Origin of the sequence: Streptomyces sp. NBC_00076 (genome assembly GCF_045041235.1) — a bacterium.
Lineage (GTDB): Bacteria > Actinomycetota > Actinomycetes > Streptomycetales > Streptomycetaceae > Streptomyces.
The window spans coordinates 4,398,281-4,410,777 of the sequence record NZ_CP108242.1 but is presented as its reverse complement, the minus strand read 5'-3'; the positions used below and the strand labels follow the sequence as shown (position 1 = coordinate 4,410,777).

Sequence of the window (12,497 nt, the reverse complement as noted above, 5' to 3'; positions counted from 1 at the left end):
GAATGTCTGGTTTGGTGAAAGTGTGGGATGAGTCTCAGAAGACCTGATCGTCTTTGAAATTCCGCGGATCGCGTGTCTACCGTCGGGACCGCTCGCCAACACGAGCCCCGGCTGCCGCAACGCCGAATCCTGCCAGCGGCCGTCCGGGAACAGTCGTCGCGTCAAGCGCCGTAGGCAGGAGCGGGGGACCCAAGGTAAGCGCCGGGCTCAGCAGTTGAGCTGGACCCGGCTTGGGGTGAAGCCGCGTCCCGGAAGGGACGCGGCCGGGCAACTCAACCGGCCCGAACCCGACAGCTCACCTCGCAGGCGTCGGTGAGGGGATCAACCATGCTGTTTTCCGGCAAGGGCAAGCACCGTCGTCCGAACAAGACCACTCGCGCCGCCGCGATCGCCGGAGTCACCGGTGTCGCCATCGCCGCTCCGCTGATGGCGGCCGGCAACGCCTCCGCCGCCACCGCCTCCGAGTGGGACACCGTCGCCCAGTGCGAGTCCGGCGGCAACTGGTCCATCAACACCGGCAACGGCTACTACGGTGGCCTGCAGTTCTCCGCCTCGACCTGGGCCGCGTACGGCGGCACGCAGTACGCCTCGCAGGCCAACCAGGCCTCCAAGGCACAGCAGATCGCCGTCGCCGAGAAGGTTCTCTCCTCCCAGGGCAAGGGCGCCTGGCCGGTCTGCGGCAAGGGCCTGTCGAGCTCCGGCTACGACGGCAGCACCGACACCTCGTCGAACAGCTCCAGCAGCTCGAACAGCTCCAGCTCCTCGGAGACCAGCACCCGTTCCTCCGAGCAGCCGGCCTCCCGTTCCCAGGAGCGCCCCGCGGCCAAGAAGACCGTCACCACCCCGACCGGCAAGAAGGTCAAGAAGGGTGACGGCGAGTACAAGGTCGTCAAGGGTGACACCCTCAGCTCGATCGCCGAGAAGCACAAGGTCAAGGGCGGCTGGGCCAAGCTGTTCGAGCTGAACAAGGACATCGTCCAGGACGCCAACCTCATCTACCCGGGTCAGCAGCTGCACCTGAAGTAGTAGGCGGCGCCCACCCGAACCACAGCGCCCTCACAACCGTGGTCCTCACACTGAGGACCTCGTGAGGGCCCCCGCCCCCACGGGCTCCCCGCTCCGGTGCGTCTCCCCCGTACGCACCGGAGCGGGGCTTTTTCGTACGGACTTTCTCGCGACTTCGCGCGCTCTTCCTCGCCACGCTTTGTTCCGTTCGGAAACAATTTCCTCTCGGTTCTGCCCAAGGGGTGGGCGACAGGCTGGCCGATCGCCCCTGGGCGGTTAGGCTCATCCCGCGGAGCCGACCGCGACTCCGTGCACCATGGGGCCTCGCGGCCCCGCGTACCCGCGTCACATCCCAGAAGGAGATGCTCGTGCCGTCCATCGACGTCGTCGTAGCCCGGGAAATCCTGGACTCCCGAGGCAACCCCACGGTCGAGGTCGAGGTCGGCCTCGACGACGGCAGCACGGGTCGTGCCGCCGTTCCGTCCGGTGCCTCCACGGGTGCCTTCGAGGCCATCGAGCTCCGCGACGGTGACCCCAACCGCTACCACGGCAAGGGTGTCGAGAAGGCCGTCCTCGCCGTCATCGAGCAGATCGGCCCGGAGCTGGTCGGCTACGACGCCACCGAGCAGCGCCTGATCGACCAGGCCATGTTCGACCTGGACGCCACCGACAACAAGGGCTCCCTCGGCGCCAACGCCATCCTCGGCGTCTCCCTGGCCGTCGCCCACGCCGCCTCCGAGGCCAGCGACCTCCCGCTTTTCCGCTACCTGGGCGGCCCGAACGCGCACCTGCTGCCGGTGCCGATGATGAACATCCTGAACGGCGGCTCGCACGCCGACTCGAACGTGGACATCCAGGAGTTCATGATCGCCCCGATCGGCGCGGAGTCCTTCTCCGAGGCGCTGCGCTGGGGCACCGAGGTCTACCACACCCTCAAGAAGGTGCTGAAGGGCCGCGGCCTGTCCACCGGTCTCGGCGACGAGGGCGGCTTCGCCCCGAACCTCGGCTCCAACCGTGAGGCCCTCGACCTCATCCTCGAGGCGGTCAAGGAAGCCGGCTACACCCCCGGCGAGCAGATCGCCCTCGCGCTCGACGTCGCCGCCTCCGAGTTCTACAAGGACGGCGTCTACACCTTCGAGGGCAAGGAGCGTTCCGCCGCCGAGATGACGGACTACTACGCCGAGCTCGTCGAGGCGTACCCGCTCGTCTCCATCGAGGACCCGCTGTTCGAGGACGACTGGGCCGGCTGGAAGACCATCACCGACCGGCTCGGCGACAAGGTCCAGCTGGTCGGCGACGACCTGTTCGTCACCAACCCGGAGCGCCTGGCCCGCGGCATCGACGACGGCGCCGCCAACGCGCTGCTCGTCAAGGTCAACCAGATCGGCTCGCTGACCGAGACCCTGGACGCCGTCGAGCTGGCCCAGCGCAACGGCTTCAAGTGCATGATGTCCCACCGCTCCGGTGAGACCGAGGACGTCACCATCGCCGACCTCGCCGTCGCCACCAACTGCGGCCAGATCAAGACCGGCGCCCCGGCCCGCTCCGAGCGCGTCGCCAAGTACAACCAGCTGCTGCGCATCGAGGAGATCCTCGACGACGCCGCGGTGTACGCCGGCCGCTCCGCCTTCCCGCGGTTTCGCTCTGCGAACTAGTCAGCGCAGCCGCTCTGCGAACCAGTCAGCACAGCCGCTCCGCGAACCAGTAGGCACGGCCGTTCTGCGAACCGGTAAGCGCAGCCCAGCCGCTGTGCGCACCAGTGAGCACAGCCGCGGCGAGAACTCAAAGGGCTGACCTGTTGAGGGCCAAGCCTTAGCCAGTCGTACGTACGTCCCCGTACCCGGTCCCGTACCGTGTCCGGGGACGTACGCACGTGTGAGACGGGAGGCGGGGACATGGCCGTGAAGGACCGGGACCGTTTCTCCACCACGACCAGGATCAGGCTGCTCGGCGAGCAGACGGCCGCCCGTGTCTACCGCTCCCAGACCAAACGGCAGGCCCGTCGCTCCCGGCTCACCGGCCGTGCCGCGCTGCTCGCCCTCGTGCTGTGCACGCTGATCGTGGCGCTCGCCTATCCCATAAGGCAGTACGTCGCCCAGCGCGCCGAGATCGCCGAGGTGCAGCGCAAGCAGGAGCGGACCCGGGAACGGGTCGAGCAGCTGCGCGACCTGAAGGCACGGTGGCAGGACGACGCGTACGCGGAGCAGCAGATCCGGCAGCGGCTGCACTACGTCATGCCGGGTGAGACGGGCTTCGTCGTCATCGACCCGAACGCCGCCAAGCAGTCCCGCAACGACCTGGGCGCGGCGGACCGCCCCTGGTACGCGAACGTCTGGGACGGCGTCGACTCGTCCGACGCCTCCGACCAGTGAACCGACAGACAATCCAGAGAGACTCTCCTACAGGCATGCAAACGCCCCCGCCGCCCACCCCGCGCACCGAGCCCACCGACGCCGACGTCGAGGCCTTCCAGCAGCAGCTCGGACGCCCGCCGCGCGGCCTGCGCGCGATCGCGCACCGTTGCCCGTGCGGCGAGCCGGACGTGGTGGAGACGGCCCCGCGCCTCCCCGACGGCACCCCCTTCCCCACGCTGTACTACCTGACGTGCCCGAAGGCCGCCTCGGCGATCGGCACGCTGGAGGCGAACGGCGTGATGAAGGAGATGACGGCCCGTCTGGAGAGCGACCAGGAGCTGGCCGCCGCCTACCGTGCCGCGCACGAGGACTACATCCGGCGCCGCGACGAGATCGAGGAGCTGACTGGCTTCCCCAGCGCGGGCGGCATGCCGGACCGGGTGAAGTGCCTGCACGTCCTGGTCGCCCACTCCCTCGCGGCCGGCCCCGGGGTGAACCCGCTGGGCGACGAGGCGCTGGAGATGCTGCCGGAGTGGTGGCGCAAGGGCACGTGTGTGACGCGTGCTCAGGAGGACGCCAAGTGACAAGGGTCGCCGCCATCGACTGCGGTACGAACTCGATCCGGCTCCTGGTCGCCGACGCCGACCCGGAGACCGGGGAACTGGTCGACCTGGACCGCCGTATGACGATCGTCCGTCTCGGCCAGGGCGTCGACAAGACGGGCCGCCTCGCCCCCGAGGCGCTGGAGCGGACCTTCGCCGCCTGCCGTGAGTACGCGGCGGTCATCAAGGAGCACGGTGCGCGGCGCGTGCGCTTCGTGGCCACCTCGGCCTCCCGGGACGCCGAGAACCGGGGCGAGTTCGTCCGCGGGGTGCTGGACATCCTGGGCGTCGAGCCCGAGGTCATCTCCGGCGACCAGGAGGCCGAGTTCTCCTTCACCGGCGCGACACGGGAGCTGGCCGGACGGGACGACCTGCACCGGCCCTTCCTGGTCGTGGACATCGGCGGCGGCTCGACCGAGTTCGTCGTCGGCGAGGACCATGTGCGCGCGGCCCGCTCGGTGGACGTCGGCTGCGTCCGTATGACGGAGCGCCACCTCGTCCGGGACGGTGTCGTGTCCGACCCGCCGTCAGAGGAGCAGATCGCGGCTATACGGGCCGACATCGAGGCCGCCCTCGACCTCGCCGAACAGACGGTCCCGCTGCGCGAGGCGCGCACCCTGGTGGGCCTGGCCGGCTCGGTGACGACGATCTCCGCGATCGCGCAGAACCTCCCCGAGTACGACTCTGAGGCCATCCACCACTCCCGGGTCTCCCACGACCGGGTCCGAGAGATCACCGACTGGCTGCTGCGCTCCACCCACGCCGAGCGCGCGACCGTCCCCTCCATGCACCCGGGCCGCGTCGACGTGATCGGCGCGGGCGCCCTCGTCCTCCTCGCGATCATGGAACGGACGGGCGCGGAGGAGGTCGTGGTGAGCGAGCACGACATCCTCGACGGGATCGCGTTCCATGCGGCGAGCGAGTCGCCTTCGTAGGCGATGCTCGACGGGATCGGCTGGTCTTTGGGCGTTCTCGCGGGTGTGGCCTGCGAGCATCCAAGCGGCTGCGCGCACGTGCTCCCTCCATTGATCGCGGAACTGCACGAGTCGCTACTGCTCGAAAAGGACGTCCGGTCCGTCGCAGCCCTCCGATCCGTGATCCCCTGGGCAACTCCACCGATCCTGCGGGAAGTCCTGCGACACGCCTCCGCCCACCTCCTCGAAGCGCACTGAGGGTGCTCTGTGTCCGTCCAGGCCGACCCCCAGCGGCTGGGGACACCTCGGCCCGGTTTCGGGCCCGGAGACGGCACCCGCCGATGATCCCGATCGCCCTCTGCTGAGCAGGTCGGAGAACGTATGAGCGCCTCTGAGGGGTCGTTGCGGGCCCCTCGGTGACATGCTCCCGAGAAAGTTCGTGAAGTTCTTCACAAGGAAATCGGCCCTCTCGGAGGACGAAAGTCGCCCCGTTGACCCGTCCGGGGGGTCAACACCCCTTTGAACGTGTTCAGAAGGGGTGGGCGGGGACGCTTCGGAGGGGGTGCGGAGGGTCTGGCGAGAGGGGTTCACGGGAGGGTCTGGTGGCGCGGAGGAGCAGCTCACGCGGCATTGACAACGGCATCCACTGTGCACAGGTTCCCGGTTCACGCCATGACGTGGATCACGCGAGTCGCGGAGGATAGCACACACCCCGACCATGCTTGTGAAGGGGCGCACGAGCGATGGTCCAGTGGCGGGTGGATACTCGATGCCATGAGCACCACGGAGCGTCCCAGGATCCTCGTAGTAGGCGGTGGGTACGTAGGCCTGTACGCAGCTCGGCGCATCATGAAGAAGATGCGCTACGGCGAGGCGACCGTCACGGTCGTCGACCCCCGGTCGTACATGACCTACCAGCCCTTCCTCCCCGAAACCGCCGCCGGCAGCATCTCCCCGCGCCACGTCGTCGTCCCGCTGCGACGCGTGCTGCCCAAGGCGGAGGTGCTCACCGGTCGGGTCACCACCATCGACCAGGACCGCAAGGTCGCCTCGATCGCCCCGCTGGTCGGCGAGGCGTACGAGCTGCCCTTCGACTACCTGGTGATCGCGCTCGGCGCGGTCTCCCGCACCTTCCCGATCCCCGGCCTCGCCGAGCAGGGCATCGGTATGAAGGGCATCGAGGAGGCCATCGGCCTTCGCAACCACGTGCTGGAGCAGCTGGACAAGGCCGACTCCACGAACGACGAGGAGATCCGCCGCAAGGCGCTCACCTTCGTCTTCGTCGGCGGTGGCTTCGCGGGTGCGGAGACCATCGGCGAGGTCGAGGACATGGCCCGCGACGCGGCGAAGTACTACAACAACGTGTCCCGCGAGGACATGCGGTTCATCCTCGTCGACGCCGCCGACAAGATCCTCCCCGAGGTCGGCCCCAAGCTCGGCCAGTACGGCAAGGAGCACCTGGAGACCCGCGGGGTCGAGGTCTACCTGTCCACCTCCATGGACTCCTGCGTCGACGGCCACGTGGTGCTGAAGAACGGCCTCGAGGTCGACTCCAACACCGTCGTCTGGACGGCCGGCGTCAAGCCCAATCCGGCCCTGTCCCGCTACGGCCTCCCCCTGGGCCCCCGCGGTCACGTCGACTGCGAGCCCACGCTCCAGGTCAAGGGCACCGACTACATCTGGGCCGCCGGTGACAACGCCCAGGTTCCGGACCTCGTCGGCCGCAAGGCGGGCAACGAGAACGCCTGGTGCCCGCCGAACGCGCAGCACGCGCTGCGGCAGGCGCGGGTCCTCGGCGACAACGTGATCTCCGGTATGCGGGGCTTCCCGCAGAAGGACTACAGCCACGCCAACAAGGGTGCTGTCGCGGGCCTCGGCCTCCACAAGGGCGTCGCGATGATCGTCATGGGCAAGGTGAAGATCAAGCTCAAGGGCCGTCTCGCCTGGTACATGCACCGCGGCTACCACGGTATGGCGATGCCGACCTGGAACCGGAAGATCCGCGTCTTCGCCGACTGGACTCTCGGCATGTTCCTCAAGCGCGAGGTCGTCGCGCTGGGCGCCCTGGAGACTCCCCGCGAGGAGTTCTACGAGGCTGCCAAGCCCGCGCCGGTCGCTGCCGCGAGCAAGGCCGGCAAGGCCGAGGAGAAGCCCAAGGCCGAGCAGGCCAAGGCCTCCTGACCTCCGGTCACCGAACGTCCCGAAGGGGCCGCCCGCCATCCGTGGTGCGGGCGGCCCCTTCGGCGTGCTCCGGCCCCCTCACTCACGCGCGAGCAGCCCGGCGTCGTCCGGACGAGGCAAGTGTGAAGCAATGATGCGAGTGTGCCCTCGACTACTCAGGGCCGTCGCCGCCGTTGATACGTTGAGAGTTGGGTAAGGAAATCCGCAATCAGTCGCGCGTTTCGCGACTGACGCGGCACGGGGATCACGGGGAACGCGGGAGGGTTACGGGGCATGGCCTGGGACGAGTGGGAGCAACTCAAGTCCGACGCGGCACATGGGGGCTCGACGCAGATGCGGCTCAACCAGCTGCCTGCGGAGGGTGGTGGCGGTAGCTCCGGCGATTTGGTCGTCCATGACGACGAATTGGGCAAGCTCGGGAACATGGCGTACGACCTGCTCGGGAAATTCCGGGTGGACGCGGACTTCGCACGGCCCAGCACCTTCACGGCATCGATCGACCTTTTCAACGACGGCCTGGACATGGGGTCCGCGCTCACCGAGCTGCACGACGCGTGGAACACGCAGCAGCAGACGCTCAAGGAGGCCTGCGCCCACATCTCCAACCATCTGGACTTCAGCCGTGCCCAGCACGCCAAGGACGACGCGGCCGTCGTGACCGGCATGCGGAACGCTGCGGGCGACCTGATGACGGTCTCCCGCATCAACGAGTACTTCAAGTAGCGGCGGCGGGGCTGACGAAGATGGCGACGGAAACACTCACCGCGCAGGAACTCACGGACCTGCGCCTGGGCACGCTGAACACCGCGGTCTCCGACTGGAAGACCATGGTCGGCAGACTGGAGTTACTGGCCACCGGCGGCAACGGCGAGGTCAGCGCGACGGATCTGGAGAAGAAGGCCAACGCCGCGAACTGGAAGGGCGCCAACGCCACGGTCTCGCGGGAGTTCGTCACGAAGACGGCGGCGCAGTTCGCGGACGCGGCCGACGAGGCGAAGAGCGTGCTGGCGGTTCTGCGTGACGCGCACTCTGCCTTCAAGAAGCACAAGGAAAGCCTTCGCACCGCCATCGACGAGCTGGCGAAGAGCAACATCTACGTAAACGGCAACGGGAAGGTCGCCGCCTCCGTCCCCTCCGGCCAGGCCGGCGGTGACGCCGACATCCACAAGCCCACGGACGGGGAACTCGACGCCGCCCAGAGCAGGATCACCAGGATCCTCTGGGAGGCAACTGAAACCGACCGCATCGCGGCCCGGGCGCTGCGCCAACTTGCCAGGAACAAGTACGACTTCACCGACCAGGGCCCGGACAACCTGAAGGACGCCGACCGCGACCAGGGCAAGGCGGACGCCGAGTACTGGCGCAAGGAGGTGGCCAAGGGCGACGTCTCCGAGTGGAGCGACGAGAAGCTGGCGCGCTTCAACGAGACTCTCGAGAACCAGCGAGACAACCCCGGCTTCACCGAGTCCTTCGCCACCGGCCTGGGAGCGGACGGCACTCTCCAGTTCTGGCGTGACCTCGCCGCCCCACCCGGCGGCGCGGTCGAGGGCGACCGGGCCAAGATGTTGGGGCACGTACAGGACAACCTGAGTATGTCCCTCGCCAACGCCTCCCACAGCGACAGCCAGGCCATGGAGGCCTGGAAAAAGGACGTGATCGCGTCCGGCACCAAGATCTTCCCCGTCGACCCCGCCATGCCCATGGGCCCGAACGGCTACCAGGTGATGAGCAGCCTGATGGGCAAGGGAAAGTTCGACGACGACTTCCTGCACGACTACGGCGACGCGATGCTCAAGTACGAGCGCGAGTATCCCGGCGACCCCGGCGTCGCCTGGCGCGACACGACCGACCTCAGCTACCCGCCCACCGGCAACGCCAACGATCCGGTCGCCGGCTACATGGAGGCCCTCGGCCACAACCCCGAGGCGTCCCTGGAGTTCTTCAACGACTCGACTACGGCGGACGGCAAGAAGCTCGACAACTGGGACTACCTCGTCGGCCATGGCAACGACGCCCGCAAGTGGCCGTTGGGCGATGACGGCAAGCCGACGGGCTTCGACAATCTCGGCCACGCGCTGGAGTCCGCCACGCTGGGGTATGCGTACGATGACGAAAATCCCAGCATTCCGCCGATGAAAACCGAGGCTCAGATCGAGGCTCGAGAGGCGCGAACCGATCTGATGTCGAGGGTCGTGAACAATTACAGCTCAGCGGATGTGATTGAGAAGCAGTCGGGCATCAGTGAGAGTTTGGCGCGTATGGCGTCGGGTCACATTGACAGCCTAAATTTCTCGGCTGCCGAATTCGGTGGCAGCGGAGACGGGAACGTGAACGGACGCGACGCCCGTTTCGGTGCGGAAAAGAACCACCTCGCCGACTTCGGCGCGACCAGTACCACGAATTTTCTTCGTGCCGTGGCAGCCGATGAGGATGCGTATAACACGGTGTCGGCGGCCCAGCAGGCCTACGGTTCTAGCGTCATGGCAGCGCAGGGGGGCGACGAAGGGGATGTGAAGCGGGTCGCGATGCACAGCATGATGATGCACGGCATGCTCGATCAGTCTCGGTTCGAGAGTATCGGCCACGAGTTCGCCGACGAGAAGGAAGCCGCCAACAGGGAGCTGGAGAAACAGGGAGCCTGGCGGGACTTTGCCGCCGGTGCCGCGATCGGCACCACAGTGGGGGTGGCGTCAGAAGTGATCATTCCAGCCGGCGCGGCTGCGGCTATCGCCGTGCCGCTCGCCTTCGAAGTGGTCGGCGGGGCGGCGGAGACCCATATGTCGAATCAGACTCTCGACTGGCTCCAGGAGAATGAGTTCGATAATACTGACGACGCGCTAAAGGGAATCGACAAGGCTCGAGACGCAGGCCAGCGCAATGCGATGATTCCGCTCCTGAACTACGGGAAGTCGAGCGGCATGTCCGATGACGATATCTGGGATTTGTCGGACGAGGCGGAAGAAGCTTACAATAAGGGCCGCGCGCGTAGCGACACCAAGGATGTGCGAGGATTCTAATGAAGAGAATTCCCGGCGTCTCTGTGGCCCTGGTGTCCCTGGTCCTGACGGTCGCATCCTGTACCGCGGTCGACGGCGCGGCGAAATCGCCTGCAGACGGCTGCGAAGAAACCCTCGGAGCTGAGGGAATCAAGTGGGCCGAAAACCATGCAGATTTGCCCGGTGGCAGTGACTTGGACAGAGGCGGCGTCGATCTGAAGGAAGCGCGGGCGCAACACTACAAGCAGGTGGGGTCTGGGGGCTCGGATGGACCCCACTGGTCGTCAGAACTATGCACGTTGACTTATTTCGACGCCGGAAAGAAGAAAGAACTGAAGGTAGAGTTCGGTCCCTCATCCCTCCCCTTCGATTTCCAGGCGAAGAGCGTCGAGGATGGGGTCTTCACCCCGGTCAACTCGAATGTGAAATTGCATGAGGTGGACGACTACAAGGGAGTTCCCAAGTACGGCGTGTACGTCAAGTGCAAGATTCCCGGCACTTCGCCGCGGCAGGCGGCCAAGACTCCACTGGCGGGCGTGATGACCGATACTCTCACCACCGGCACTTCGGCCCGCGACCACATGAAGTACCTGCTGCGCTCCGCGCGAGCGATGACTGCCGCCCTGGAGTGCCAGAACAACCCGACGATCCCTGCGGAGCCGCCCGCGGCCCTTCAGTGACTCGCTGCTCTCGGCGCCGCGAGCTGTGGGCAGAAAGACACCCCATGGCGAGGGATGCGCTGGCGTCTGCAGCGACGTTGGAGAATGCACCGACACCGATGACGCGCGGGATGGTGAGGATGCGAAAGGCCGCCGCCAGCTCTCTGCTCGTACTGCTGCTGGGGACGGGAAGTTGCACGTCCGGCGACGGGGACGGTAAGGAGACGACTGCCGACGAGCCGTCGACCTGTGAGCAGTTGCTCGGGGCAGCCGGCGTCGAGTGGGTCAAGAACAGTGCCAAGGAGAAGACGGGCGTGGCGTCCGACTCCGAGGACCTGAAGAGTGCCAGATCGCTGTTCTACGGCTATGCGAAGGCCTGGGACCCGAAGAGCACGCAAATCCCCACCTTCAGCAACTCCGAACTGTGCAGGGTGGTCAAGACGTCGGGCGCTACGACCAACAAGAACCTGTCGATCTACTACGGCGCGTCCATAGTTCCATTCGACTTCTCCGTCGACGAGAAGGCGGGCGCTCAAGGCACCAAAACAGCCACCCCGGTAAACGCTGACGTTAAGCTGGTGCACGCAAAAAGAAAGAACGGAAGCGGCAAGTACTACATCTATGTGAAGTGTCGGATTTCCGGCGCACCGGCAGGTCAGGAGAACGAGGTACCGATCGAGGGAGTCATGCACGACACCCTCACCGGCGATACCGATGCCCGGGTCCACATGAAGTACCTCTTGCACTCCGCCGGCGTCGTGGCGCGCTCCTTCGACTGCCAGAACAACCCGAAGGTTCCGGCGGAACCGCCCATCGCCGTGAAGTAGCTCCTGCAGACGAAGACCTGTGCCATTCCCTGACCCTGGCCTCTCGACGCCGGGGGCCGTGGGCAGACCTTCGGCAACGAAGACGAACGGCAGCCACAGGATGAGGACATGACAGAGACAGTCCTGGCGGCCAAGAGCAGCCCGGCGGGCCGTGCACCGTGGAAGATCTCCGCCGCCATGGTTGCCGTACTACTGGTTCTGGTCGCCGCCGGTGTATGGCTGTTGTGGCCAGACGAAGACGCTGCCGTGGCGGTGCCCGGAAAGGTGTGCGAGAAGTCGCTGCCCGGCGGGAACGTGAAGGGCCTCATGCCTGAGCACGGTGAGAAGTTCCAGGAGAAGAACGCCTACAACTTCGCCTCCGCCGGACACAGCCAAGACGCCATGAGGGACTGGGGGCTTGGGCAGTGTCTGCTGTCCGGCGGAGGGGTGACCGTCGAGGTCGAGTACCGGCTTCTCCAAGGAGGCGACCACGCGCGCGAAGACGTTGAGCGCGATGCCGGAAAATCTGGAAGGACGCCCCTCACGCTCGGGGACGCGGTGGGCTATCTGAACGGCCCTGGCGCCCACCTCTTTGTCGACTGCCCGGTCCGTTCGGGCGGCAAGGATCTCCTGGAGGTCTCGGTCGGTGTGGGCGGCAACGGCTCGGACATGAAGGATCCCACCGTGCGCGAGAGTGTGGCCGGCCTCGTTGCCGACACCATCCGACACGCTGCCCAGGACATCCGGTACTGCGCCAATGCCGAGAGCTTGCCGGGCGGCGCGCCGAGCATCGGGTGAGACAGGACTGCCCGGTTGCGGGACGGACTGAGTTGCATCATCACTCCGGTTCTTTCGAGGCAACCACCAGTTCGGGGTGGGCCGAACCGCCCGACTGGGCGAACGCCTTGGTGCCGGCCACACCCCTAGGCCGTTTCGTTCGGATCACGCCTTGCCGCATGCCGGGTACGTGGTATTGCAGA

11 protein-coding genes and 1 riboswitch are annotated in these 12,497 nt (G+C 66.7%); all 11 genes read left to right on the top strand.

Annotation, left to right across the window (positions count from 1 at the left end; all coding sequences use genetic code 11):
• Window positions 1-156 precede the first annotated feature (156 nt).
• Window positions 157-324, top strand: a riboswitch (cyclic di-AMP (ydaO/yuaA leader).
• Between the two features lie 3 nt (window positions 325-327).
• The 11 genes from OHA64_RS19890 to OHA64_RS19840 all read left to right on the top strand — a co-directional run bounded on the left by OHA64_RS19890 (window position 328) and on the right by OHA64_RS19840 (window position 12,315).
• A complete protein-coding gene (locus OHA64_RS19890; protein ID WP_405614831.1) occupies window positions 328-1,026 on the top strand; it encodes a transglycosylase family protein in 699 nt (232 codons plus the stop codon).
• Window positions 1,027-1,373: 347 nt separating this feature from the next.
• The gene (gene eno, locus OHA64_RS19885; RefSeq protein ID WP_405614829.1) at window positions 1,374-2,660 is read left to right on the top strand and encodes a phosphopyruvate hydratase; all 1,287 of its coding nucleotides are present in this window, start codon (window positions 1,374-1,376) and stop codon (window positions 2,658-2,660) included.
• A gap of 240 nt (window positions 2,661-2,900) precedes the next feature.
• Window positions 2,901-3,377, top strand: coding sequence for a septum formation initiator family protein (locus OHA64_RS19880; protein WP_405614827.1), 477 nt, complete (start codon window positions 2,901-2,903; stop codon window positions 3,375-3,377).
• A 35-nt stretch (window positions 3,378-3,412) separates the two neighbouring features.
• Window positions 3,413-3,943 carry a DUF501 domain-containing protein gene (locus OHA64_RS19875; RefSeq protein WP_405614825.1) on the top strand — a complete coding sequence of 177 codons (531 nt, stop codon included), beginning with the start codon at window positions 3,413-3,415 and terminating at the stop codon, window positions 3,941-3,943.
• Window positions 3,940-4,896, top strand: a complete 957-nt coding sequence (locus OHA64_RS19870; RefSeq protein WP_405614823.1) for an exopolyphosphatase — start codon at window positions 3,940-3,942, stop codon at window positions 4,894-4,896. Before OHA64_RS19875 ends, OHA64_RS19870 begins: the two co-directional genes overlap by 4 nt.
• Before the next feature lie 753 nt (window positions 4,897-5,649).
• Window positions 5,650-7,056 carry an NAD(P)/FAD-dependent oxidoreductase gene (locus tag OHA64_RS19865; RefSeq protein ID WP_405614821.1) on the top strand — a complete coding sequence of 469 codons (1,407 nt, stop codon included), beginning with the start codon at window positions 5,650-5,652 and terminating at the stop codon, window positions 7,054-7,056.
• 273 nt (window positions 7,057-7,329) lie between these two features.
• Window positions 7,330-7,779 carry a hypothetical protein gene (locus tag OHA64_RS19860; protein ID WP_405614819.1) on the top strand — a complete coding sequence of 150 codons (450 nt, stop codon included), beginning with the start codon at window positions 7,330-7,332 and terminating at the stop codon, window positions 7,777-7,779.
• A 20-nt stretch (window positions 7,780-7,799) separates the two neighbouring features.
• Complete coding sequence (locus tag OHA64_RS19855) at window positions 7,800-10,073, top strand: DUF6571 family protein (RefSeq protein ID WP_405614817.1); 2,274 nt, start codon at window positions 7,800-7,802, stop codon at window positions 10,071-10,073.
• Entirely contained in the window at window positions 10,073-10,732 is a 660-nt protein-coding gene (locus tag OHA64_RS19850; RefSeq protein ID WP_405614815.1) for a hypothetical protein, read from the top strand. The genes OHA64_RS19855 and OHA64_RS19850 overlap by 1 nt, the downstream gene beginning before the upstream one ends.
• A 44-nt stretch (window positions 10,733-10,776) precedes the next feature.
• Window positions 10,777-11,538, top strand: a complete 762-nt coding sequence (locus OHA64_RS19845) for a hypothetical protein (protein ID WP_405614813.1) — start codon at window positions 10,777-10,779, stop codon at window positions 11,536-11,538.
• Window positions 11,539-11,646: 108 nt separating this feature from the next.
• Entirely contained in the window at window positions 11,647-12,315 is a 669-nt protein-coding gene (locus OHA64_RS19840; protein WP_405614811.1) for a hypothetical protein, read from the top strand.
• The last annotated feature ends 182 nt before the right edge of the window (window positions 12,316-12,497 follow it).

Bases quoted from the DNA above. Each gene is read 5' to 3' on its own strand.
- OHA64_RS19850 (WP_405614815.1), top strand. From the start codon at position 10,073: ATGAAGAGAATTCCCGGCGTCTCTGTGGCCCTGGTGTCCCTGGTCCTG.
- OHA64_RS19840 (WP_405614811.1), top strand. From the start codon at position 11,647: ATGACAGAGACAGTCCTGGCGGCCAAGAGCAGCCCGGCGGGCCGTGCA.
- OHA64_RS19845 (WP_405614813.1), top strand. From the start codon at position 10,777: ATGGCGAGGGATGCGCTGGCGTCTGCAGCGACGTTGGAGAATGCACCG.
- OHA64_RS19855 (WP_405614817.1), top strand. From the start codon at position 7,800: ATGGCGACGGAAACACTCACCGCGCAGGAACTCACGGACCTGCGCCTG.
- OHA64_RS19865 (WP_405614821.1), top strand. From the start codon at position 5,650: ATGAGCACCACGGAGCGTCCCAGGATCCTCGTAGTAGGCGGTGGGTAC.
- OHA64_RS19880 (WP_405614827.1), top strand. From the start codon at position 2,901: ATGGCCGTGAAGGACCGGGACCGTTTCTCCACCACGACCAGGATCAGG.
- OHA64_RS19875 (WP_405614825.1), top strand. From the start codon at position 3,413: ATGCAAACGCCCCCGCCGCCCACCCCGCGCACCGAGCCCACCGACGCC.
- OHA64_RS19890 (WP_405614831.1), top strand. From the start codon at position 328: ATGCTGTTTTCCGGCAAGGGCAAGCACCGTCGTCCGAACAAGACCACT.
- OHA64_RS19860 (WP_405614819.1), top strand. From the start codon at position 7,330: ATGGCCTGGGACGAGTGGGAGCAACTCAAGTCCGACGCGGCACATGGG.